20 protein-coding genes and 1 pseudogene are annotated in these 21,631 nt (G+C 64.3%); 16 read left to right on the top strand and 5 right to left on the bottom strand.

Annotated elements, in window-relative coordinates; all coding sequences use genetic code 11:
* Positions 1-5: 5 nt before the first annotated feature.
* From FNZ56_RS04370 to cysS, 3 genes are read right to left on the bottom strand one after another with little or no spacing between them, the layout of a single operon-like run.
* Positions 6-1,259 (bottom strand): MFS transporter, encoded by a 1,254-nt coding sequence (locus FNZ56_RS04370; RefSeq protein ID WP_407070500.1) that lies wholly within the window; start codon positions 1,257-1,259, stop codon positions 6-8.
* Positions 1,256-1,699 (bottom strand): SufE family protein, encoded by a 444-nt coding sequence (locus FNZ56_RS04365; RefSeq protein ID WP_143878672.1) that lies wholly within the window; start codon positions 1,697-1,699, stop codon positions 1,256-1,258. The genes FNZ56_RS04370 and FNZ56_RS04365 overlap by 4 nt, the downstream gene beginning before the upstream one ends.
* On the bottom strand, positions 1,696-3,066 hold the full coding sequence (gene cysS / locus FNZ56_RS04360) for a cysteine--tRNA ligase (protein WP_407070507.1): 1,371 nt from the start codon (positions 3,064-3,066) through the stop codon (positions 1,696-1,698). The genes FNZ56_RS04365 and cysS overlap by 4 nt, the downstream gene beginning before the upstream one ends.
* A 121-nt stretch (positions 3,067-3,187) precedes the next feature.
* Between cysS and FNZ56_RS04355 the strand changes: the two genes are divergently transcribed.
* The 12 genes from FNZ56_RS04355 (at position 3,188) to FNZ56_RS04300 (ending at position 17,557) form a co-directional block, all read left to right on the top strand.
* On the top strand, positions 3,188-3,649 hold the full coding sequence (locus tag FNZ56_RS04355) for a hypothetical protein (protein ID WP_143878670.1): 462 nt from the start codon (positions 3,188-3,190) through the stop codon (positions 3,647-3,649).
* Between the two features lie 228 nt (positions 3,650-3,877).
* A complete protein-coding gene (locus FNZ56_RS04350; protein ID WP_143878669.1) occupies positions 3,878-4,897 on the top strand; it encodes an N-acetylornithine carbamoyltransferase in 1,020 nt (339 codons plus the stop codon).
* Positions 4,898-4,914: 17 nt separating this feature from the next.
* Positions 4,915-6,126, top strand: a complete 1,212-nt coding sequence (locus FNZ56_RS04345) for an argininosuccinate synthase (protein ID WP_143878668.1) — start codon at positions 4,915-4,917, stop codon at positions 6,124-6,126.
* Entirely contained in the window at positions 6,126-7,220 is a 1,095-nt protein-coding gene (locus FNZ56_RS04340; protein ID WP_143878667.1) for an acetylornithine deacetylase, read from the top strand. Before FNZ56_RS04345 ends, FNZ56_RS04340 begins: the two co-directional genes overlap by 1 nt.
* Positions 7,221-7,252: 32 nt before the next feature.
* Positions 7,253-8,587: an acetylglutamate kinase gene (locus FNZ56_RS04335; protein ID WP_143880265.1), complete on the top strand. Its 1,335-nt coding sequence runs from the start codon at positions 7,253-7,255 to the stop codon at positions 8,585-8,587.
* A complete protein-coding gene (argC, locus tag FNZ56_RS04330; protein WP_143878666.1) occupies positions 8,577-9,533 on the top strand; it encodes an N-acetyl-gamma-glutamyl-phosphate reductase in 957 nt (318 codons plus the stop codon). Before FNZ56_RS04335 ends, argC begins: the two co-directional genes overlap by 11 nt.
* Positions 9,526-10,818 carry an argininosuccinate lyase gene (gene argH, locus FNZ56_RS04325; RefSeq protein ID WP_143878665.1) on the top strand — a complete coding sequence of 431 codons (1,293 nt, stop codon included), beginning with the start codon at positions 9,526-9,528 and terminating at the stop codon, positions 10,816-10,818. The genes argC and argH overlap by 8 nt, the downstream gene beginning before the upstream one ends.
* A gap of 278 nt (positions 10,819-11,096) precedes the next feature.
* Complete coding sequence (locus FNZ56_RS04320; protein ID WP_143878664.1) at positions 11,097-11,771, top strand: ABC transporter ATP-binding protein; 675 nt, start codon at positions 11,097-11,099, stop codon at positions 11,769-11,771.
* A gap of 322 nt (positions 11,772-12,093) precedes the next feature.
* A complete protein-coding gene (locus FNZ56_RS04315; protein WP_246064698.1) occupies positions 12,094-13,698 on the top strand; it encodes an HlyD family efflux transporter periplasmic adaptor subunit in 1,605 nt (534 codons plus the stop codon).
* A complete protein-coding gene (locus FNZ56_RS04310) occupies positions 13,695-14,969 on the top strand; it encodes an efflux RND transporter periplasmic adaptor subunit (RefSeq protein WP_143878663.1) in 1,275 nt (424 codons plus the stop codon). The genes FNZ56_RS04315 and FNZ56_RS04310 overlap by 4 nt, the downstream gene beginning before the upstream one ends.
* Positions 14,966-16,219 (top strand): ABC transporter permease, encoded by a 1,254-nt coding sequence (locus FNZ56_RS04305; protein ID WP_246064696.1) that lies wholly within the window; start codon positions 14,966-14,968, stop codon positions 16,217-16,219. The genes FNZ56_RS04310 and FNZ56_RS04305 overlap by 4 nt, the downstream gene beginning before the upstream one ends.
* Positions 16,220-16,567: 348 nt before the next feature.
* Positions 16,568-17,557: a site-specific integrase gene (locus FNZ56_RS04300; RefSeq protein WP_246064694.1), complete on the top strand. Its 990-nt coding sequence runs from the start codon at positions 16,568-16,570 to the stop codon at positions 17,555-17,557.
* A 37-nt stretch (positions 17,558-17,594) separates the two neighbouring features.
* Here the strand turns inward: FNZ56_RS04300 and FNZ56_RS04295 are convergent, their stop codons facing one another.
* Positions 17,595-18,632: a DNA topoisomerase IB gene (locus FNZ56_RS04295; RefSeq protein ID WP_246064693.1), complete on the bottom strand. Its 1,038-nt coding sequence runs from the start codon at positions 18,630-18,632 to the stop codon at positions 17,595-17,597.
* Positions 18,633-18,690: 58 nt separating this feature from the next.
* Positions 18,691-19,419 (bottom strand): DNA-formamidopyrimidine glycosylase family protein, encoded by a 729-nt coding sequence (locus FNZ56_RS04290; RefSeq protein ID WP_143878660.1) that lies wholly within the window; start codon positions 19,417-19,419, stop codon positions 18,691-18,693.
* 77 nt (positions 19,420-19,496) lie between these two features.
* On the opposite strand from FNZ56_RS04290, the gene FNZ56_RS04285 reads away from it, so the two are divergent.
* From FNZ56_RS04285 to FNZ56_RS04270, 4 genes and pseudogenes are all read left to right on the top strand, one after another.
* On the top strand, positions 19,497-20,075 hold the full coding sequence (locus FNZ56_RS04285) for a GIY-YIG nuclease family protein (RefSeq protein WP_143878659.1): 579 nt from the start codon (positions 19,497-19,499) through the stop codon (positions 20,073-20,075).
* Positions 20,076-20,665: 590 nt separating this feature from the next.
* Positions 20,666-21,088 carry a hypothetical protein gene (locus tag FNZ56_RS12960; RefSeq protein WP_246064691.1) on the top strand — a complete coding sequence of 141 codons (423 nt, stop codon included), beginning with the start codon at positions 20,666-20,668 and terminating at the stop codon, positions 21,086-21,088.
* A gap of 137 nt (positions 21,089-21,225) precedes the next feature.
* Positions 21,226-21,378, top strand: coding sequence for a hypothetical protein (locus FNZ56_RS12855; protein ID WP_185970792.1), 153 nt, complete (start codon positions 21,226-21,228; stop codon positions 21,376-21,378).
* Between the two features lie 55 nt (positions 21,379-21,433).
* Positions 21,434-21,610, top strand: a pseudogene (locus FNZ56_RS04270) (HupB); the annotation flags it as partial.
* Positions 21,611-21,631: the final 21 nt, after the last annotated feature.

Here is a 21,631-nt window from a genome sequence, read left to right as displayed (position 1 = left end):
TTCCATCAGTGCAGTTCGCGCAAATCCAGCTTGCGCAATCGCGGCGCGAGGCGCGCGGTGGCGGCGACCACGCCGAGGGTGACGAAACCGCCCATCATCACCGCCGGCACCAGGCCGAGCAGGCGCGCCATGGTGCCGTCGTAGAACGCGCCGAGTTCGTTCGATGAGCTGATGAAGATGCTGTTGATCGACGAAACGCGGCCGCGCATGTCGTCCGGCGTCACCAGCTGCAGGATGGTGGAACGCAGCACCACCGAGACGCCGTCGCACATGCCGTAGGCGACCAGCAGCGCGACCGACAGCCAGTAATGGCGCGACAGCGCGAATGCGATCGTGCACAGGCCGAAGCCGGCGACCGCGAACAGCAGGATGCGCCCGGCATTGCGCTGCAGCGGATGGCGGGTGAGCCAGATCGCCACGCAGATCGAACCGATCGCCGGCGCCGCGCGCATCACGCCCAGCGCCTCGGGGCCCTGGTGCAGGATGTCCTTGATGAAGGCGGGCAGCATCGACACCGCGCCGCCGAGCAGCACCGAGAACATGTCCAGCGCCATCGCGCCGAGCATGATCTGGTTCGATGCGACGAAGCGCATGCCCTGCGCGATGCTCGCGAACACCGGTCCACGCTGCAGGGTCTGCGCCGGCTCGGTGACCCGCATCCGCAGCAACGCCAGCGCCGCCGCGACCGCGAAGACCGCGGCCACGCCGTACGACACGGACTTGCCGGCCACGCCCACCAGCACGCCGCCGAGCGCGGGCCCGAGCACCAACCCGGCCTGGAACACCACGCTACCCATGCTCGCACCGCGGCCGAACTGCTCGCGCTTGAGCACGCGCGCGAACAAGGCGTTGTAGACCGGACCGAGGAAGGAGCGGCCGACGCCGCCGACCGCGACCGCCGCGTAGATCGGCCACAACGCGGATGTCGGCAGCGCGCCATGCGCGATCAGGGCCAGCGCGCCGGCGTTGATCGCCAGGCCGAGGCAGGCCGCCGCGCCGAGCTTGCGCCGCGGCAGGTGGTCGACCAGGTAGCCGGAGAACGGCGCCACGCAAAAGAACGGAATCACTTCGGCCAGCCCGACCAGGCCCAGCGACCACGGATCGCGGGTGAGCTCGTAGATGTGCCAGCCGACCGTCACCGCCGCGACCTGATACGACAGCAGGGTGCAGATGCGGAACAGCATCAGCCAGCGGAAACCGACCGAGCGCAACGGGGATTCCCCGGGCTGCGCCGGCATTTGTGCGATGGCTTCGCTCATGCGGCCAACGCGTCCTGCGCGCGCTGGCGGATGGAGGCGAGCAGGGCGGCGAGGCCGTTGCTGCGCGTCGGCGAGAGGTGCTTCGCGAGGCCGATCGCGGAAATGTAGTCCGCGGGCGTGTCGAGGATCTCGCGCGCGCTGCGGCCGGAATACACGCGCAGCGCGAGGTAGACCAGGCCGGAGACGATGGCCGAATCGCTGGCGGCGGCGAAGTCGAGTTTCGAGGCGTCGCCAGACGACACGATCCACACCTTGGACTGGCAGCCGAGCAGGCGGCGGTCTTCGGTCTTCCATTCCTCCGGGAACGGCGGCAGCTTGCGGCCGAGGTCGATGAGGTACTGGTAGCGCTCGGACCAGTCCCCGAACAACGCGAATTCGTCGGCGATGGCGGCCTGCGCTTCGGCAGGCGTGGGTTCGAGGGGGAAGGGCGAATCGCTCATGCGTGCTTCCAACGCACGCCCTGCGGCGTGTCCTCGAGCAGGATGCCTTCCGCGGCGAGCTGCTCGCGGATCGCGTCGGCGCGGGCGAAATCGCGGTTCTTCTTCGCCGCGTTGCGTTCGTCGACCAGCGCCTGGATGCGCGCATCGTCGTCACCCGACACGCCGCGCGCGAACCACGCGGCCGGATCCTGCCGCAGCAGGCCGAGTGCGAGGCCCGCGCCGAGCAATTGCGATTTGAGCATTGAACGATCCATCGGCGAAGTCGCCTTGCGCGCTTCGCCGGCGATACGCGAGATTTCCGCCAATGCCTGCGGCGTGTTGAGGTCGTCGTCGAGCGTCGTTTCGATTTCGGCTGGAATCGTCGGCGATGCATCGACATCGACGAGGTCGCGCAGCGTGCCGTACAAGCGATCGAGAGTGCGCACCGATTGTTCGATCAACGCATCCGACCATTCCAGCGGCTGGCGGTAATGCGCGGACAGCAAGGCATAGCGCAATGCTTCCGGCGGGTGTTCGCGCACCAGTTCGTGCACGCTCTGGATGTTGCCGACCGATTTCGCCATCTTGGCGCCGCCAAAATTCAGCATGCCGTTGTGCAGCCACCAGCGCGCGAAGGGCCTGCCGCCGTGCGCGCATTCGCTCTGCGCGACCTCGTTCTCGTGGTGCGGGAACTGCAGGTCGATGCCGCCGGCGTGGATGTCGATGGTGTCGCCGAGGTGCGCTTCGGCCATCGCCGAGCATTCGATGTGCCAGCCCGGGCGACCGCGGCCCCAGGGCGAATTCCAGCCGGGGAGATCGTCGGTCGAAGGCTTCCACAGCACGAAATCGCCGGGATCGCGCTTGTACGGCGCCACGTCCACGCGCGCGCCGGCCAGCATTTCCTCGGGGTCGCGGCGCGAGAGCTTGCCGTAACCGGCGAAGCTGGCGACTGCGAACAGCACGTGGCCTTCGGCAGGGTAGGCATGTCCATCGGCGATGAGGCGTTCGATCATCGCCACGATCCGATCGATGTGCTTGGTCGCCTCCGGCTCCATGTCCGGGGCGAATTCGCCGTCCACGCCCAGCGCGGCCATGTCCTCGCGGTAGGCGGCGGCGTACTTGTCGGTGATCGTGGAAATCGGCGCGCCCAGTTCCTTCGCCGCAGCGTTGATCTTGTCGTCGACGTCGGTGATGTTGCGCGCATAGCGCAGGCCGCCGAAGCGCCGGCGCAGCAGTGCGGCCAGCACGCCGAACACCACCGGCCCGCGCGCGTTGCCGATGTGCACGTAGTTGTAGACCGTCGGCCCGCACAGGTACATGGTCGGGCTGGCGGGATCGAGCGGCGCGAACGGCTCGACCCGCCGTGTCAGCGTGTTGTAGAGCTGCATGCCGTGCAAAGACGTGCCCATGGACGGGTCGCGCGTGGGGGACGTGAATTCTAGCGGTCGCGTCCCCGGCGCGACAGCGGCGATTCAGCAGCCGGTGGCCTTGCGCGCCTAAACTCGCGCGATGCCCACCTTCCGGCCCCTGCGCTTCCGGCATCTCGTCGTCGCCTGCCTGCTGGCGGCGGTGCCGGCGTCCGCGCAGCAGGTGCGGGTGCTTCCGGTCGAAAACGTGCGGGTGGGCTATGCGCAGGTACTGCGCGTCGAGCCGGTCTACCAGACCTTGCGCGCGACCACGGTCGAGCAGGAGTGCACGCCCGCGGCCAAGGCCAAGCCGGAGGGGACGTTGTCGCGGATGGCGCAGGCGGTGAAGGGCGTGATCACGCGCGACGGGCACAAGGCCGCCGACGCGCCGCAGGACTGCCAGCCGGCCACGGTGCAACGCACCTATCGCACGCCCATCGCCTACGACGTGGACTACATCTACAAGGGCATGAAATTCCGTTCGCGGCTGGCCAGCGATCCCGGCAACATGTTGCGGGTGCGGGTGTCCATCACCCCCTACGAAGCGACCGAATCGGACAACTGAGCTTGCACCCCGCACGGTCGCATGCGACGATCCCTGCATGCCGATGAGTCGCGCCACCGCCGTTGTCCTGACTTCCGCCCGCATGGCGGCGGGGATGACCTCGCGCGCGCGCCGACCGCTGACCCGACGCCTCGCCGGATAACGCGCGCATCCGCTTGCGCTGCACGAACCCGGCCATCGCGCCGGGTTTTTTCGTTTCTGGCTCCTCGATTTCTCCCGGAATTTCCCATGAAACAGGCTTCGATCAGACATTTCCTCAACACCCAGGACTGGAGCCGTGCCGAGCTCGACGCCTTGCTGGCGCAGGCGGCCGCGTTCAAGTGCGACAAGCCCGGCGACCAGTTGAAGGGAAAGTCGATCGCGCTGGTGTTCTTCAATCCGTCGCTGCGCACCCGCACCAGCTTCGAACTCGGCGCGTTCCAGCTCGGTGGTCACGCCGTCGTGCTGCAGCCGGGCAAGGATGCGTGGCCGATCGAATTCGACTTCGGCACGGTGATGGACGGCGAGGCCGAGGAGCACATCGCCGAGGTCGCGAAGGTGCTGGGCCGTTACGTCGACCTGGTCGGCGTGCGCGCGTTCCCGAAATTCGTCGACTGGCGGCACGATCGCGAGGACCAGGTGCTCAAGTCCTTCGCGAAATACTCGCCAGTGCCGGTGATCAACATGGAAACGATCACCCATCCATGCCAGGAACTGGCGCACGTGCAGGCCTTGCAGGAACACTTCGGTACGACGGATCTTCGCGGGAAGAAATACGTCCTGACGTGGACCTACCACCCCAAGCCGCTGAACACCGCGGTGGCGAATTCGGCGCTGACGATTGCAACCCGCATGGGCATGGACGTGACCCTGCTATGCCCGACGCCGGATTTCATCCTCGACGAGCGCTATATCGGCTGGGCGAACGCCAACGTCGCCGAGAGCGGCGGTTCGTTCGCAATCAGCCACGACATCGAATCCGCCTACACCGGTGCCGACGTCGTGTACGCCAAGAGCTGGGGCGCGTTGCCGTACTTCGGCAACTGGGCGGCGGAAAAACCCATCCGCGACCGTTACAGGCACTTCATCGTCGACGAAGCGAAGATGGCGCTGACCGACAACGGCGTGTTCTCGCACTGCCTGCCGCTGCGCCGCAACGTCAAGGCGACCGATGCGGTGATGGATTCGCCCAACTGCATCGCCATAGCCGAAGCCGAGAACCGCCTGCACGTGCAGAAGGCGGTGATGGCCGCGCTCGCGAACCAATAGCCCACGAAAAGACTCCGATGACCACCCCCAACGACTCCTGCGACATCGTCCTTGCCTTTTCCGGCGGACTCGACACCAGTTTCTGCGTGCCCTGGCTCAAGGAACGCGGCTGGAACGTGCACACCGTGTTCGCCGATACCGGTGGCGTCGACGCCGATGAGCGCAGCTTCATCGAAGCGCGTGCGGCGGAACTCGGCGTGGCCTCGCATGTCACCGTCGATGGCGGGCCGGCGCTGTGGAGCGGTTTCGTCAAGCCGTTCGTGTGGGCGGGCGAGGGCTACCAGTCGCAGTACCCGCTGCTGGTGTCGGATCGCTACCTGATCGTCGATGCCGCACTGGCGCGCGCAAACGACCTCGGTACCAATGCCATCGCCCACGGCTGCACCGGCATGGGCAACGACCAGGTGCGCTTCGACCTCGCGGTGAAGGCAAGCGGCGATTACCGCATCGTGGCGCCGATCCGCGAAATCCAGAAGGAACACACGCAGACCCGCGCCTACGAGCAGGTCTATCTCGAGGAACGCGGCTACGCAGTTCGCGGCAAGCAGAAGCAGTACACGATCAACGAGAACCTGCTGGGCGTGACGCTTTCTGGCGGCGAGATCGACGCATGGGAAGCTCCGGGCGAAGGCGCGCGCGGCTGGTGCGCGCGGCGCGAGCAGTGGCCGGCTGAAGCGCTGGAAGTCACGCTGCGCTTCATCGAAGGCGAAGCGGTCGCGCTGGACGGGAACGAACTGCCGGGCGCGGCTTTGCTCGCGAAACTCAACACCATGTTCGCCCAGTACGGCGTCGGCCGCGGCCTGTACACCGGCGACACCACCATCGGGCTCAAGGGCCGCATCGTGTTCGAGGCGCCGGGGCTGACCGCGCTTCTCGCTGCGCATCGTGCGTTGGAGGAAGCGGTGCTGAGCAAGCAGCAGAATCGCTTCAAGCCGGAGGTCGGGCGCAAGTGGGTGGAACTGGTCTATGAAGGTTTCTACCACGACCCGCTCAAGGCCGACCTCGAAGCCTTCCTCGCGTCCACCCAGCGCAAGGTCAACGGTGAAGTCGTATTGCGCACGAATGGCGGTCGCGCGGATGCGATCGCCGTGCGTTCGCCGCACATCCTCAATTCCAAGGGCGCGACCTACGCGCAGTCGGCGGACTGGGGCGTGGAGGAAGCCGAGGGTTTCATCAAGCTGTTCGGCATGAGTTCGACGTTGTGGGCACAGGTGAACGGGGGCGCGTGATGCTGGCCGATATCCTTCGCCACCTCGAAGCGCTGGTGTCGTTCGACACCCGCAACCCGCCGCGCCGGATCGGCACCGCCGGCATCTTCGACTACCTCCGCGCGCAGCTGCCCGGATTCCGCGTCGAGGTCGAAGACCACGGCGACGGCGCGGTGTCGCTGTTCGCCGTGCGCGGCAATCCACGGCGCGTGTTCAACGCGCACCTCGACACGGTGCCGTCGTCGGAGGCGTGGACCGCGGATCCGCTGAAGCTGCGTGTGACCGCCGATCGCGCCATCGGCCTCGGCGCCTGCGACATCAAGGGTGCGGCGGCAGGACTGCTCGCGGCGGCGAATGAGACGAACGGCGACGCCGCGTTCCTGTTCACCACCGACGAGGAAGCCAACGACGCGCGCTGCATCGCGGCCTTCCTCGCGCGCGACCACGGGTTTTCCGAGGCCATCGTCGCCGAACCGACCCGGTGTGAAGCCGTGCTTGCCCATCGCGGCATCAGTTCGGTGCTGCTCAGGTTCAAGGGCGAGGCCGGGCACGCTTCCGGCGAAAACGCGCTGGTCGCGAACGCGCTGCACCAGGCGATGCGTTGGGGCGCCAATGCGATGGATCTGGTCGAAAGCGAGTCCCGCGCGCGTTTCGGCGGCTTGACTGGCCTGCGTTTCAACATCGGCAAGGTCGAGGGAGGGATCAAGGCGAACGTGATCGCGCCCGGCGCGGAAGTGCGCTTCGGCTTCCGGCCGCTGCCGTCGCACGATGTGGATGCGCTGCATGCGCGTTTCGGCGCCTGCGCCGATGCCGGTGCGCTGCATCGCTACGCGGAAACCTTCCGTGGCCCGTCGTTGCCGGCCGGCGACATCGCGATGGCGGAGGAACGCCGGCTCGCCGCTCGCGACCTCGCCGACGAACTCGGCCTTTCCATCGGCAATGCGGTCGATTTCTGGACCGAGGCCTCGCTGTTCTCGCAGGCCGGCTTGACCGCATTCGTGTACGGCCCCGGCGACATCGCCCAGGCGCATGCCGCGGACGAATGGGTTTCGCTGGATCAACTCCAACATTACGCCGATTCCATCGTCCGAATCCTCGGGGGCAACGCGTCGTGACGCCGATCCTGGCTTCGAACGACTTCCACGACATGCCCGTCCACGGCGCGCAGACGCGGCAGACCATCGTCCGGTTGCTGTCGAGCATGGGCAGTGCCAAGGAAATCTCGCAGTACCTCAACCGTTTCTCGCAACTCGATGCAGCGCGCTTCGCGGTGGTCAAGGTCGGCGGCGCGGTACTGCGCGACGACCTCGATGCGCTGGTGTCTTCGCTCGCCTTCCTGCAGGACGTGGGGCTGACTCCCATCGTGATCCACGGCGCTGGCCCGCAGCTGGACGCGGAATTGTCCGCGGCCGGAATCGTCAAGCAGGCCATCGACGGCCTGCGCGTGACATCGCCGGAAGCCTTGGCCATCGTGCGCCGGGTGTTCCATGCGCAGAACCTGAAGCTCGTCGAAGCGTTACAGGCCAGCGACGCACGTGCGACCAGCATCGTCTCCGGCGTGTTCGAAGCCGACTATCTTGACTGCGAGAAATACGGACTGGTCGGTGAGGTGAAGCGCGTCGACCTCGCGCCGATCCAGGCCAGCCTGCAGGCCGGTTCGATCCCGGTGATCGCCTCGCTCGGCGAAACCGCCGGCGGGCAGATCCTCAACGTCAATGCCGATTTCGCCGCGAACGAACTGGTGCAGGTGCTGCAGCCGTACAAGATCGTGTTCCTCACCGGCACCGGCGGACTGCTCGACGACAGCGGCAAGGTGATCGATTCGATCAACCTATCGACCGAATACGAACACCTCGTTGCGCAGCCGTGGATCAACGGCGGCATGAAGCTGAAGCTGGAACAGATCCGCGACCTGCTCGAAGGCTTGCCGCAGGCCTCGTCGGTGTCGATCACCCGGCCGGAAGAGCTGGCGAAGGAACTGTTCACGCACAAGGGTTCCGGCACGCTGGTGCGTCGCGGCGAGCGCGTGATCGAGGCCGCATCGTGGAACGAACTCGACCTGCCACGGTTGCGCGGGCTCATCGAATCCGCGTTCGGGCGCAGGCTTGTGCCGGGGTATTTCGAAACGACGAAGCTGCATCGCGCCTATGTCAGCGAACACCATCGCGCCGCGGTGATCCTGACCCGCGAGGAAGAGGGCGTGTACCTCGACAAGTTCGCGGTGCTGGACGAAGCGCAGGGCGAGGGCCTCGGCCGCGCGGTATGGCAGGTGATGCGCGAATCGAACCCGGTGCTGTTCTGGCGTTCGCGCCACGGCAACCCGGTCAATCCGTTCTACCACGCCGAATCCGACGGTTGCATCCGGCAGGTGGAATGGAACGTGTTCTGGTACGGCCTGCCCGGTTTCGACGCGATCGAACGCTGCGTCGCGCATTGTTCCAGGCGGCCCGCGACCCTGGAGGACCACGCCAATGCAGCCTGACCCGATCCGGCTCGGCATCGTCGGCGCGCGCGGCCATGTCGGCGCCGAACTGATCCGGCTCGTCGCCGGACATCCACGTTTCGAACTGGCGTTCGTGTCCTCGCGCGAACTCGCCGAGCAGCGCGTGTCCGACCACAATCCGGCGCATCGCGGCGAACTGCGCTATGCGTCGCCCGCGCACGAAGAACTGCCGGCGCTGGGCGCCGACGCGGTGGTGCTGGCATTGCCGAACGACAAGGCCGCCGGCATCGTGCGCGCGTTCGACGACGCGAACGTCGATCCCGTCATGATCGACCTGTCCGCGGACCATCGCTTCGATCCGGAGTGGCATTACGGCCTGCCGGAACTGACCCGCGCGAAATACGTCGGACAACGCCGGATCAGCAATCCCGGCTGCTACGCCACCGCGATGCAGCTCGCCATCGCGCCGATGCTCGACGCGCTCGAAGGCCCGGTGCAGTGCTTCGGAGTTTCGGGATATTCCGGCGCGGGCACCACGCCTTCGGACAGGAACGACCCGGACAAGTTGCGCGACAACCTCATCCCGTACGCACTCGCCGGCCACGTGCACGAGCGCGAGGCCTCGGCGCGGCTCGGCCACGTGGTCGAATTCATGCCGCACGTCGCGCCGCATTTCCGCGGCCTGGCCATCACCGCCAATCTGCACCTGCGCGAGCCGATGGCGCCCGGCGTGGTGCGCGCGCGCTACCTCGACCGCTACGTCGACGAGCCACTGGTCGACATCGTCGACGATGCGCCCTGGGTGAGCCGCATCGCCGGTCGCCACCACATCGACATCGGCGGGTTTACCCTGTCCGACGACGGCAAGCGCCTCGTGGTGGTCGCGACCGAGGACAACCTGCTCAAGGGCGCGGCGACGCAGGCATTGCAGAACCTCAACCTGGCGTTCGGCCTGGACGAATTCGCGGGGATTCCCGATGTCTGACCTGCTTTGGCAAAAACCCGGGGTCGCGGTCGACGCGCGGATCCAGTCCTTCCTCGCCGGCGACGACGTGCTGCTGGATCGCGAGTTCTTCGCGTGCGACATCGCCGCCAGCCGCGTGCATGCGCAGGGCCTCCGGCGCATCGGCATGCTGTCCGGCGACGAGCTTTCCGCGCTGGAACGCGAGCTCGATGCGCTCGCCGAGGATTTCCGCAGCGGCGCCTTCGTGCTGGACGAACGCTACGAGGACGGGCATTCCGCGATCGAGGCGCGGCTGGTCGAACGCCTCGGCGAGGCCGGCAAGAAACTCCATGCCGGGCGCAGCCGCAACGACCAGGTCCTGGTCGCGACGCGTTTGTGGCTGAAGGAAAAAATCCAGCGCGTGGCGATGCTTGCCCGCGAGGTCGCGACGGTCGCGCTGGATCGCGCCGAAGCCGAAGCGACCCTGCCGATGCCGGGCTACACGCACCTGCAGCGCGCGGTGGTGTCCTCGGCCGGCATGTGGTGGGCGGGCTGGGCCGAAGCCTTCATCGACGACGCGCGGCGCGCCATCGACACGCGCAACCTCATCGACGCGAATCCGCTCGGCACCGCCGCCGGCTACGGCGTCAACCTGCCGCTGGATCGCGAGTTCACCACCGAAGCGCTCGGCTTCGCGCGGATGCAGGTCTCGCCGGCCTGCGCGCAACTTTCGCGTGGCAAGTTCGAACTCGCCGCATTGGAAGCGTTGGGCAGCGCCATGCTCGATTTGCGCCGGCTCGCCTGGGACCTGTCGCTGTTCGCCAGCGCGGAATTCGGTTTCATCGCGTTGCCGGCGAAGTACACCACCGGCAGTTCGATCATGCCCAACAAGCGCAATCCCGATGTCATCGAGCTGATGCGCGCGACTTACGCCAGCGTGGCGGCGGCGAAGGCGGAGATAGAACAGCTGCTGTCGCTGCCGTCGGGTTACCACCGCGATCTGCAGGTGTCGAAGGGTGCGCTGTTCCATGGCTTCGGCAAGGGGCTGGCCGCGCTGGCGTTGCTGCCCGACCTGTTGCGCAAGCTGGATTGGAAGCCAGAGGCGATGCGCAATGCACTGGAGCCATCGATGTACGCCGCCGACCTCGCCGTCGACCTCGCGAAGCAGGGCGTGCCGTTCCGCGATGCCTACAAACAGGCCGCCGATCCGGCGCGCTGGAGCGAGGGCGATCCACGGGCCAGCCTCGCTGCGCGGGTGTCGCCCGGTGCCGCGGGCGATTTGCGGCTCGGGGAATTGCGCCGCAGGCTCGAAGCTATCGCCCGTTGAAATCCGTTGCGCGGCGATGGCGATTGCGGCGGTTTCCCCGGCCCCTGCAACCCTGCGGGCACGCTTGATTCCGCAACGGCGGGTTGTCGCGGGCAGTGCTTCCTGCGAATCTGCAATCGTGTCGTTGCAAGGGGGAAATCCCCGCCGATCGGCCTTGGCCGGGGAACCAATGCACGATACGAAAGGTCCCAATCCCGCACGCATGGCGGGCCTGCGATCGGCATGACGGGAACCGGGCGCGTTTGTCCGGGCGCAGGGACGATGCACAAGGGGGGCAGATGGTCAATTTGCGGGGGATCCGGCGCCGGTATCGCATCGGCGGCCAGGTGGTGAATGCCCTGGATGGGCTTGACCTCGACGTCCCCGAAGGCCAATTCGTGGCGATCGTCGGGCCTTCCGGATCCGGGAAGTCGACATTGCTCAATATCCTCGGTTGCCTGGATCGGCCGGATTCCGGGAGCTATCGGCTCGACGACATCGACGTCTCGACATTCGACGACGAACTCGCGAGCGATTTCCGCAACCGGCGCATCGGTTTCGTGTTCCAGTCCTTCCACCTGCTTCCCAGGCTCAATGTCCTGGAGAACGTGCTGCTGCCGCGGCGCTTCCTGCGCGGCAGCGACGACGGCCTCGAAGCCCATGCGCGCGAACTCCTCGAACGCATGGGGTTGTCGCAACGGCTGGACCACCGTCCCGGCCAACTTTCGGGGGGACAGATGCAGCGCGTCGCCATCGCGCGGGCGCTTCTCATGAAGCCGGCGCTGCTGCTCGCGGACGAACCGACCGGCAACCTCGACTCGAAGAGCGCGGCCGACGTGCTCGACCTCATCGCCGATGTCCATGGGCGGGGACAGACGGTGGTGATGGTGACCCACGACAGCGAAGTGGCCGCGAGCGCCCAACGCCAGGTGCATTTGCGGGATGGAAAGATCGACCGTGACGACGTTGCCTGACCGGATCCCGATGCGTCGTCGCCATGGCGCCTTTGCGCTCGGATTCGCGCTTGCCGTGTTCGCCGCACTCCCCGTGCAGGCGGTCGTGCTGACCGGGGAAGTCCGTTCCGGGGATGCGCAGGACATTTTCACGCCGCCATCCGACAGCTCGCCGGTGGTGTTGCGTTTTTACGCCGAGGATGGCGCAAAGGTGAAGAAGGGCGATCCCGTCCTCAGCATCGATGCGGGTTCGGCGGCGCAACAACTGCAATCCTTGCGGGACAAGATCGACCAGGCGCGCATCAAGGCCGACAAGGATGTCGCGGACCTCGAACTCAAGCGGGTGGACGCCGAACTGGCGCTGGTCGATGCCAGCGCCGCGGAGGAGACTGCCGCGATCGATGCGGCGCTTCCGCGCGAGCTCCTGCAGGCCCTGGATTACGACAAGTACCAAGGCGAATACGAACGGACGAAGCGCGAGCATGTCCTTGCCAGGGCGAAGCTGGCGGATGCCGTTTCCGCGATCGCGCAGCGCCGCGAGGATGGAGGGCTGGAAGTCAGGAAGCTCGAACTGCAGCTCGGCTATTTCCAGGCGCAAGTCGACACGGCGACCGTCGTCGCGCGCCGCGACGGAACCGTGGTGCATGCCTTCCAGAACGGACCGTTCGGCGGGGATGGCGGTCGTTACGAGGAAGGCTCGACCGCGTTCCCGGGCACGGTGGTGGGACAGGTGGTCGCCTCGGCGGGCGGCTACGGCGTGCGCGCGTGGGCGCTGGAGCCGGACCGCGCCGGCTTGAAGCCCGGTCAGCCGGTCAGGCTGGAATTCGACGCGTTGCCCGGGCAATGGGCATCGGGGCGCATCAAGGCGATCTCGGGCGCATCGGCAGCCAAGCCCGAATGGGGCGATGGCCGGTATTTTTCCGTCGATATCTCGCTCGACGGCGGGGCCGTAAGGCTGCCGATGTTGCCGGGAATGAGCGTGCGCGTGGATACCGACACCACGAATCGACCGGTGCCAACCATGCGCATGGCCAACAAGCCGATCATGGCCACGGGGGAGATCATCGCCAAGAGAACCATCGCCATCCTGCCTCCGCAGATCGAGGGTCTCTGGCAGCTCAATATCACGCAGATGGCCGGCGACGGCAGCCAGGTCAGGAAGGGACAACCCATCGTCGTCTTCGCGGGAGGCGACCTGATGCAGCAGTTGCCCTCCAAGCAGAGCGAACTTGCCGAAAAACAGCGCATCCAGGAAAAGCTCCGCCTTGAACTTGCGGACAAGGCGCGGGAGGCGGCGCTCGCAACCGCGCAGGCCATTGCGGATGCCGACAAGGCCGCACGCAAGGCCCGGCAGCCCAAGGAATACATTGCCGGCGTCGAATACAGGAAGTTGCTGATCGACCGGGACCGCACCGCCAGGAAACGCTCCCTCGCGAAGCAGCGCGAACTGGTCGCTGCCCGGGACCGGAGCGCCGAACAACGCGCGGCCGACGCCGAGGTCGATCAACTCAAGCGCGAGGTTGCGCGCATCCAGGCATCGCTCGCACAACTCAGCATCGCTGCGCCGCGTGACGGCATCCTCCTGCACCATTCGAGTTGGAATGGCGACAAGATCGACACCGGCAGCCAGGTCTGGCGCGGGATTTCGGTGGCCGACATCCCGGACATGAAGACGCTCGCCGTGCGTGCCAGCCTTTCCGAACGCGATCTCCGGCGCGTCCGCGAGGGCCAGACCGTCGCGGTCGTTCTCGGCGGCGCAGGCCGCCGGGTGGCCGGGACCATTTCCGGGGTCGGCAACAGCGTGCACAGCAAATCGCGCGCCGAGAACATCCCGGTCGTCGATCTGGATATCGAATTGGCTAGCCTGGACGGACTCTCGCTCAAGCCCGGGCAGCCCGTTCGCGTGGAAATCCCCGTCGCCACGGGCTCGAGGGCGGCTTCGAAATGACCGGCTCGCGAAAGCTCGCGTCCGTCGTCCTTGCCGGCATGGTGTTGGCGCTGGCCGGTTGCGGCAAAGCCGACGAGGCCGGCGCATTGACCGAGCGCATTGAACCGGGAACGCTGGACCTGTCGGTACAGGCGCAGGGCGAACTCAAGGCCACCAAATCGACGCCACTGTTGATCCCGGGCCCGCAGTGGACGGCCCGGCAATTGTCATGGACGCTTCCCGACGGCAGCAGGGTCAAGGCAGGCGATCTGGTTGCGCGTTTTTCGGCGGTCCAGAGCGAACAGGATCTCGCCCAGGCGCTGGTGGATCTCCAGCGCAATGCGATCGCACGCATTGGCAAGCAGGCGGAGCTCGGCGAACAGCGCGGACAACTCGACGTCGACATCGCGCAGGTCGCTTCGCAGTTGGCCATCGCGCGTCGCTATGCCAATGCCGGGCAAATCGCGGTCTCGCGGAATACGGTGCTCGATGCCGTGCAGGACAAGCAGTTCCTGGAGACCAAGCAGGGCATCCTCGACTGGCGCCGCGGCCAGTCCAACGTGCGGGGACGGGCGGAACTGGCCGTCCTCGATGCGCAGCGAGCCACGTATTCCCTGAATGCCGAACAGAAGCAGTCGGACCTGCAGGCATTGGACCTGCGTGCACCCCACGACGGCGTATTGGTGCTGGAGTCGGACTGGAGCGGCGAGAAGCCGCACGTCGGCTCCAACCTCTACGCAGGCAATCCCCTCGCGACCCTGCCCGATACCGCATCGATGGAGGTCGAACTCGCGATCCCGCAAGTGCAGGCGCAGGGCATCCGCGTCGGGAACCTGGTCGAATTGCATCCATCGGGCGCCCCACTGGAGAAAGCGGCGTCGAAGATCACGTGGATCGCCGCCGCCGCACAAACGCGAAGCCGGGAAAGTCCCGTCAAGTACCTGATGATGAAAGCCTCGGTTCCCGCGGAATCCGTCCGCCGCTATGGCTGGATCCCGGGCCAGCGATTCGATGCCCGCATCGTGCTGTTGCACGCACGGAACGCCTTCAGCGTTCCCAATCTTGCCATCGACGACAGCGGCGACGACACCACGGTGGAAGTGCGATCCGGCAACGATTCCATCGTGCGCAAGGTGAGGCTCGGGGTACGCGGCGCGACGCGGTCGCAGGTTCTGCAGGGCCTATCGGCCGGCGACGTGGTGGTACTGGACCATGGCGCCCGGAAGTCGGCACTGGAAGAGGACGCCCCGGATGCGAAGGCGGATCGCGGCGATCCGGGAGACGGTACGTGAATTTCCGCCTCATCGGGATCGAACCTGCCTGGCGCGAGGCCATCGAGGAACTGTGGCGCCGCAAGCTGCGGACGCTGCTGACGCTCCTGGGCCTGATCTTCGGCATCGGCGCCATCGTCGCCATGCAGGGCGTGGGCGAAGGCAGCCGGCGTGAAGCCTTGCGCATGGTCGAAAGCCTGGGCTTGCACAACATCATCGTGCAGGCGTCTTCGCCGCAGAACGAAGACGCACTCAAGGAACTGCGTGCCCGAAGCGTTGGATTGACCCTGGCGGACGCACGTGCGGCGCAAGCGGTGCTCCCCGATGCCGGCCGCTTTTCCGGCGAGAAGGACCTGCGCGTGCAATCGGTGTTTTCCGACTACGGGAGCGCGGACGTCAAGGCCAGTGGCGTGAGCCCGGAGTATTTCGACCTCTCCTCGCTGCGCGTCGCCAGGGGCCGGGCGCTGACCGAAACGGACAATGACACCCTCGCCGCGGTCGCCGTACTCGGGCACCAGGCCGCCGGGGAGCTGTTTCCCGGCACCGATCCGATCGGAAAACTGCTCAAGGTCGACCATGTGTGGTTGCGCGTGGTCGGCGTCCTGGCCGACCGCGACCTGGGCAAGGATGAGTTCCAGGGAGTTTCGCTCGGCTCCGAGAGCAACCATGTGTTCGTGCCGCTCGCCAGCGCGCGGGCGCGTTTCAGGTTCCAGCCGATGGAGGACGAGATCGACCGGTTCTTGCTGCATGTCGACGATCCCTCGCGTCTGGGCGGGGATGCGCGTCTCATCGGCGAGCTGCTGAACCAGCGTCACGGCGGCGCCGACGACACCACGTTGATCGTTCCCCAGCAGTTGTACCAGCAGAGCCAGAAGACCCAGCGCATCTTTTCCGTCGTGATGGGGTCGATTGCAGCCGTCAGCCTGTTGGTCGGTGGCATCGGCATCATGAACATCATGCTGGCCAACGTGCTCGAGCGGCGTCGGGAAATCGGCCTGTTGCGCGCGGTTGGCGCGCGCCGGAACGACATCATCGTGCGTTTCTTGCGCGAAGCCGTCGTGATCTGCGCCAGCGGCGCCGTGATCGGCATCCTCTTCGGTGCGGCGCTGGCGTATTCAATCGCGGCATTCGCGGGTTGGAGCGTTTCATGGGCGCCGATCCCCATCCTGCTGTCGGCCGGCCTGTGCGCCCTGATCGGCCTTGCCTTCAGCGTGTATCCGGCGCGACAAGCGGCGGCGCTGGATCCGATCGAGGCGATTCGCGGGGAATGACATGCCGCACCGGTGCCGCGGGCGATTTGCGGCTTGCGGCTCGGGGAATTGCGCCGGAGGCTCGAAGCGTTGGCTGCGTGATTCGAGCATCGGAAACGAAAAACGCCGCCAGAAGGCAGCGTTTTCGCGCGAATCGATTGGTCGGGGAGACAGGATTCGAACCTGCGACCTCTACGTCCCGAACGTAATAATAGATGTAGAAATATCAATAGCTTTGTGAAATAATCGCCTTTATTGGGCCATCCATGGGCCAATGGGGGCGAAGTGGCGCAGATCACAAAACGCGGAGACTTGCAGTGGCGAGCACGGGTTCGAGTTAAGGGCTACCCCGATCAGTCGCGGACATTCATGTACCGCGAAGATGCTGAGAAGTGGGCGAGGGCACTCGAGCGGGAACTGGAGACGGCGGGATTCGTCGATCGCCGAGAAGCAGAAAAAAATACGCTCCGATCCGTCCTCATGCGCTATGAGCGAGAAGTCACGCCTGGGAAGAAGAGCGCGGTAATAGAAGCGATAAAAATTCAGGTGCTGCTACGGGATTCTGTGCTGCCGAACCTCAAGATGTCGGCCATCACCAGTGCTGCGATTGCGGCATGGCGAGATCGCAGGCTGGCAGAGGTCACGGGGGGTACCGTGAATCGGGAGATCGACGTGTTGTCCACTGTGCTCAACCATGCCCGAAGGGAATGGGGCATCCATGTTGAGAACCCAATTCCTTACGTCAAACGCCCCGAAAAGTCCAAGGCACGCGATCGAAGGCTTGACCCCGATGAGGAAACCTACCTCATGGTCGCGCTTGAAGAGACGCCTAGGAGAAAAGATGGGACACTTGCTTCAGGAGCACGTAATCCCTGGCTCGCTCCCCTGATTAAACTTGCATTGGAAACTGCAATGCGCCGCGGTGAGCTTTTGGCGCTGGAATGGCAGCACGTGGATCTGAAGCGTCGGACCGCCCATCTCCCAGATACCAAGAACGGGGATCCGAGGACCGTGCCGTTGTCCACTAGGGCAACCGAGATATTGATGATTATGCCTCGCACTCTCTCAGGGCGCGTGTTCCCAATAAGCGCTGTAGCGGTGCAGCTTGGTTTCGGGCGTGCAATAAAACGCGCCAAGGCGAAGTACTTGCAGGACTGCAAGGAAGCGGGACGGAAACCTAAAATGAAATTTCTTGACGACTTGCATTTTCATGACTTGCGCCATGAGGCAGCTTCACGCTTAGCCGACAAGTTATCTAACGTGCTTGAGTTGTCCGCGGTTACGGGGCATCGGGATGTGCGGATGCTCAAGCGATACTACCACCCGCGAGCCGAGGACTTGGCTAAAAAACTTGGATAATCCGCTTTCGACTGCTATCGACCCTAAGCGAACATTGCTAATGACTTAGCTTTTTCATTGGATGCTGAGAACGCAAGAACCGCAACATCGCCGTTTCCCATTGGCGCTCGCCTCTTACGTTTTTCGCATAGCGCGAGAGCTGTCCGGATCGCCAAGCGGCATACAATGAAGGATCGATGTAGGAATTCCTGCAAATCGTCTTGCTGTTGCCGAGGACACCAGCAACCTGTTCAACGACCGAGTTTTCCATCGCGGCCAGCACGGTGTCCGGCGTGGGTTTTCCGTCTTCGCCGACCGGAGGATCGTTCGACGCGAGCGCCCGGAAGGCCAATGCGGTCGCGCCCCAGGTGCGGAAGTCCTTGGCGGAAAAATCCTCTCCCATCGTTTCCTGCAGCCATCGGTTCACATCCGAGGAATCGATCGGCTGGGTATGTCCGTCCGCGTCGACGTACTGGAAAAGCATCTGCCCCGGCAACTGCTGGCAACGCTTGATCAGCTTGGTCAGTCGCGCGTCCGTCAGCATGACTTCCTGCAGCTTCCCGGACTTACCGCGGAACTGGAAACGCAGTCCTCCGCGCCGCATGGCTTGTACGTGGCGGTTTCGCAACGTGGTTAGGCCGTAAGAATGATTGCTCTCTGCGTATTGCTCGTTCCCGATCCGGATCAGGGTCGTGCCCATCACGGCCGCGACCATGGCCACCACCTTGTCCTTGGGAAATCCCGGGATGGCGAGCGCCTTGCGGACCGCGCTCCTCAGCTTGGGCAGAGCCGTCCCGAAGGCAACGATGCGAGCGTGCTTGTCGCGGCCCCGTAACCGATTCCACCGCGGATGGTAGCGGTACTGCTTGCGTCCACGCGCATCGCGGCCCGTGGCCTGCAGGTGTCCATTCGGGTCCGCGCAGATCCAGACATCTGACCATGCCGGCGGAATCGCAAGGGCGCGGATGCGTTCCAGCGTCCTCGGGGCTCGGATCGTACGACCCTTTGGCGAGAGGTAACGGAAGCGCTTGCTGCCCTTGCGGCGGATGCCGGGCATGGCATCGCTGACGTAATGCAATCCCTGGAGTCGGGTCACGCCGGTTGCTCCTGCAGTGACTCCTCGGACGGCGATCCGCGACGCGGTTGCTGCATGTTCAATAGCGGACCTGGCAGTGAGGGCAGTAGAACGTCCTGCGATGGGTCTTGCCGAGGTAGGCACGGACCAGCTTCGATCCGCAATCGGGGCATTTCCCTTTGCCGTTGACCAGCAGGTGCTTGCGCAGCACGAAGCGACGTTTCCATTCCAGGAAGTCCTCGCTGTAGTCGCGGGCCTGCCGGATCAGCGCGGTGAGTTTCGCGGGCGGTAGGGCGCCGATGGTCGTCTCGGGATGCACCTTGATCCGGAACAGGACCTCGTTCTTGATGATGTTGCCGACGCCGGAAAAGATGGCTTGGTCGAGAAGCGCATCGCAGACCAAGGTGTCGGGCTGCTTCTTCAGCTTCACTCGCGCGAGCCGCGGGCTCCAATCGGGACTCAGGACATCGGAGCGCCAATCGTAGGCCTCCTCCAGCGGTTGCTCGATGTATTTGAGTGATGAGGAATAGAAATTGAGTTGGCCGTTATCGAAGGCGAGCGACATGCGCGGAGGTGCGGGCTTGGTCTCATCCACCCGGTAGCTGCCGAACATGAGCATGTGCACGCGCATGGCGAAGTCGCCGAAGTCGATCAGGAAGTGCTTGCCCCAGCTGCGGATGGCCCTGACTTTGCGGCCTTCCATCCGCTTCAGGTCGAGCTTGCTGTTACCGGTGGCGCTGCGCACGACATGGCCCGCGAACTTGGCCGCCGCTTCGTGCAAGATGATGATGGAAGGGCCTTCAGGCATGGGATTCTTCGTACGTAGTTCCATTCATATGCCTGCGCCGCGAACAAGCCAGCGTGAAAGACGGGTATTGTCGCCACATGGCTTCTACGGACATCCGCTATGCCGGACGGGCATTTCTGTATGTGCTTCGCCTAAGCGGTCCGGAGGACATCCTCAAGGTCGGGATCAGCCAGAATCCATTCATGCGCTGGCCTGCCTTTCATCCACGTTGGTTCGAAGCATTCGACCTCGAACATAGCCTTTTGGTCGAAACTGAAACGCGCAGCGATGCCCAATGCATCGAAACGCAAATGCATCGGACCCTGAATTCTCATCGCTGCCCGGTACCCATGACCATGCGGCAGCAAGCGGGTGGCGAGACAGAGTGGTATCGGGGTGCATATTCGGCAATACGCCGCATCATGGAGGAGCTGACGGCGCAGGGCTATGTCGTGCATAACACGGCGACTCCATGGTTGGCGGCCGTCATGCGCGAACAACAGGACACGCTCGTAGGGCTAATCCATCAAGCGCATTCCGACGCCAGGGCCGGCTGGTTGACCTCTATGCAAAGGCAGGCTTTGTTCGACCTGCTGGATGCGCACCGCGCCTTGGATCCGGGCGTTGCTACGGCTTGGCCCGCAGAATTGCTGGCCGACTTGGGGTTTCGGCAATGAATCCGTCGACATCGCCATTTACCACGGATCTCATTCGACTCGCGGAGGATCAGGAGGGCGGTCGCGCCCCCTTTCCTGAACGCTTGTGGGTCGGTTTCGTTAGCGCCGGGTCACGGAACGAGCAGTGCTTTTTCACTTCAGCACATCGTGGTAGGCAATAGTTTTGTCGAAACTAAACTGGCAGGCCGCGGAAATGGGAACGTGCGCTGTTTGCGGAAATAGTTACGACAAGACCTTCGTGATTCGAATGGCCGGCATCGAGACGGAATTCGATTCTTTCGAATGCGCCATTCACAAGCTTGCCCCTCGATGCGGCCATTGTGCCTGCGCAATCGTGGGGCATGGCATCGGATCCGATGAGAAAGTCTATTGCTGTGCGAGCTGCGCACGGATGTCTGGCGTAAACGGTGCGAAGGACCGACTTCCATGAATAGGCATAGTTTGCGGCATTCCCGGCCAGTTTGTAATAAATAGAAATTTCTGTCTCGCGCTTCCTTAACAACAAGGGGTGTAGTGAACAACCGCACAGCGGCGATTCAATAGCGCCGTTGCAGATGGGCCTCCGTGCAGCTCCGCATGAGGAAGCCACCATGAATTATCCAGGTCTCGACTCGGTAGATGCCGAGTTCGCAGCGTATGTGACTGCCTTGAAGAAAACCTTCTATGGCGAGTCGTGGTCGGAAATCGAACCGTATGCAGCGCAAGTTTGGCGCGAATTCGGATTGGTCGACACGAAAGCATGGGCAGACGTGAAGGATCAAGTCAGGGAGGCTTGGTCGGAAAAGTCCCCAGCATTCGATCGAATTGTCCTTGCAGAGGATCCCATGGCGACGATGAACCAGGACAGGAAAGATCCGGCCATTCCTTCGGATGAACCAAGCAAGCCAGAAACATCACTGCAACGCTTCAAGCGCAAGCAACGCGAGAACGAAAATCAGGATGAAGCGCTGGAGGAAACGTTCCCCGCGAGCGATCCAGTGTCTCCGTTCATTCCTGCGAAGCCACCCCAATAGGATGAATGTGGTTTGCAGTAATGTGAACTGTTCATCCGTTAATCGCGCTTTGACCCCATGTTCTCGATAAAACAACACGCCTCGATGGATCGTGTTCGCGTGATCACTTTCGATCACCTTCCAATAAGGAAATCGAGATGCCGAACAATCAAGACCAACAAGGTCAAGGCCGTAAGGACCAGGACAAGGGTCAGCGCCAAACGACCGATCAACAGCAACAACAGAAGCATGCCAAGGACGACGAAAACCGGTCTGGAAAACAGTCGCCTGGTCGAGACGAACAAGAGTGAAACACCTATGGGCGGGTGAGAGCCTGCCCTTTCAATGACTCCCAGGAGAAGAACAATGCCCCGCGGAGACAAATCCAGCTATACGGACAAACAGAAGCGTCAAGCTGCTCACATCGAGCAGAGCGAGAAGAAATCCGGCAAGAGCGAAAAGTCGGCCGAACGCATCGCATGGGCGACCGTCAACAAACAGGATGGTGGCGGCAAGAAAAGCAGCAGCCATTCCAAGAGCTCCCATCACTGACGCGCTGAATTG

The organism is Lysobacter lycopersici (assembly GCF_007556775.1).
Classification (GTDB): domain Bacteria; phylum Pseudomonadota; class Gammaproteobacteria; order Xanthomonadales; family Xanthomonadaceae; genus Pseudoluteimonas; species Pseudoluteimonas lycopersici.
Note: the sequence above shows the minus strand (reverse complement) of the source record. Positions and strands in the feature narration are given on the sequence as shown.

Bases quoted from the DNA above. Each gene is read 5' to 3' on its own strand.
- FNZ56_RS04350 (WP_143878669.1), top strand. From the start codon at position 3,878: ATGAAACAGGCTTCGATCAGACATTTCCTCAACACCCAGGACTGGAGC.
- FNZ56_RS04285 (WP_143878659.1), top strand. From the start codon at position 19,497: ATGGCTTCTACGGACATCCGCTATGCCGGACGGGCATTTCTGTATGTG.
- FNZ56_RS04370 (WP_407070500.1), bottom strand. From the start codon at position 1,259: ATGAGCGAAGCCATCGCACAAATGCCGGCGCAGCCCGGGGAATCCCCG.
- cysS (WP_407070507.1), bottom strand. From the start codon at position 3,066: ATGCAGCTCTACAACACGCTGACACGGCGGGTCGAGCCGTTCGCGCCG.
- FNZ56_RS04320 (WP_143878664.1), top strand. From the start codon at position 11,097: ATGGTCAATTTGCGGGGGATCCGGCGCCGGTATCGCATCGGCGGCCAG.
- FNZ56_RS04355 (WP_143878670.1), top strand. From the start codon at position 3,188: ATGCCCACCTTCCGGCCCCTGCGCTTCCGGCATCTCGTCGTCGCCTGC.
- FNZ56_RS04300 (WP_246064694.1), top strand. From the start codon at position 16,568: ATGTACCGCGAAGATGCTGAGAAGTGGGCGAGGGCACTCGAGCGGGAA.
- FNZ56_RS12855 (WP_185970792.1), top strand. From the start codon at position 21,226: ATGCCGAACAATCAAGACCAACAAGGTCAAGGCCGTAAGGACCAGGAC.
- FNZ56_RS04310 (WP_143878663.1), top strand. From the start codon at position 13,695: ATGACCGGCTCGCGAAAGCTCGCGTCCGTCGTCCTTGCCGGCATGGTG.
- argC (WP_143878666.1), top strand. From the start codon at position 8,577: ATGCAGCCTGACCCGATCCGGCTCGGCATCGTCGGCGCGCGCGGCCAT.
- FNZ56_RS04335 (WP_143880265.1), top strand. From the start codon at position 7,253: ATGCCCGTCCACGGCGCGCAGACGCGGCAGACCATCGTCCGGTTGCTG.
- FNZ56_RS04340 (WP_143878667.1), top strand. From the start codon at position 6,126: ATGCTGGCCGATATCCTTCGCCACCTCGAAGCGCTGGTGTCGTTCGAC.
- FNZ56_RS04365 (WP_143878672.1), bottom strand. From the start codon at position 1,699: ATGAGCGATTCGCCCTTCCCCCTCGAACCCACGCCTGCCGAAGCGCAG.
- FNZ56_RS12960 (WP_246064691.1), top strand. From the start codon at position 20,666: ATGAATTATCCAGGTCTCGACTCGGTAGATGCCGAGTTCGCAGCGTAT.
- FNZ56_RS04345 (WP_143878668.1), top strand. From the start codon at position 4,915: ATGACCACCCCCAACGACTCCTGCGACATCGTCCTTGCCTTTTCCGGC.
- FNZ56_RS04290 (WP_143878660.1), bottom strand. From the start codon at position 19,419: ATGCCTGAAGGCCCTTCCATCATCATCTTGCACGAAGCGGCGGCCAAG.
- argH (WP_143878665.1), top strand. From the start codon at position 9,526: ATGTCTGACCTGCTTTGGCAAAAACCCGGGGTCGCGGTCGACGCGCGG.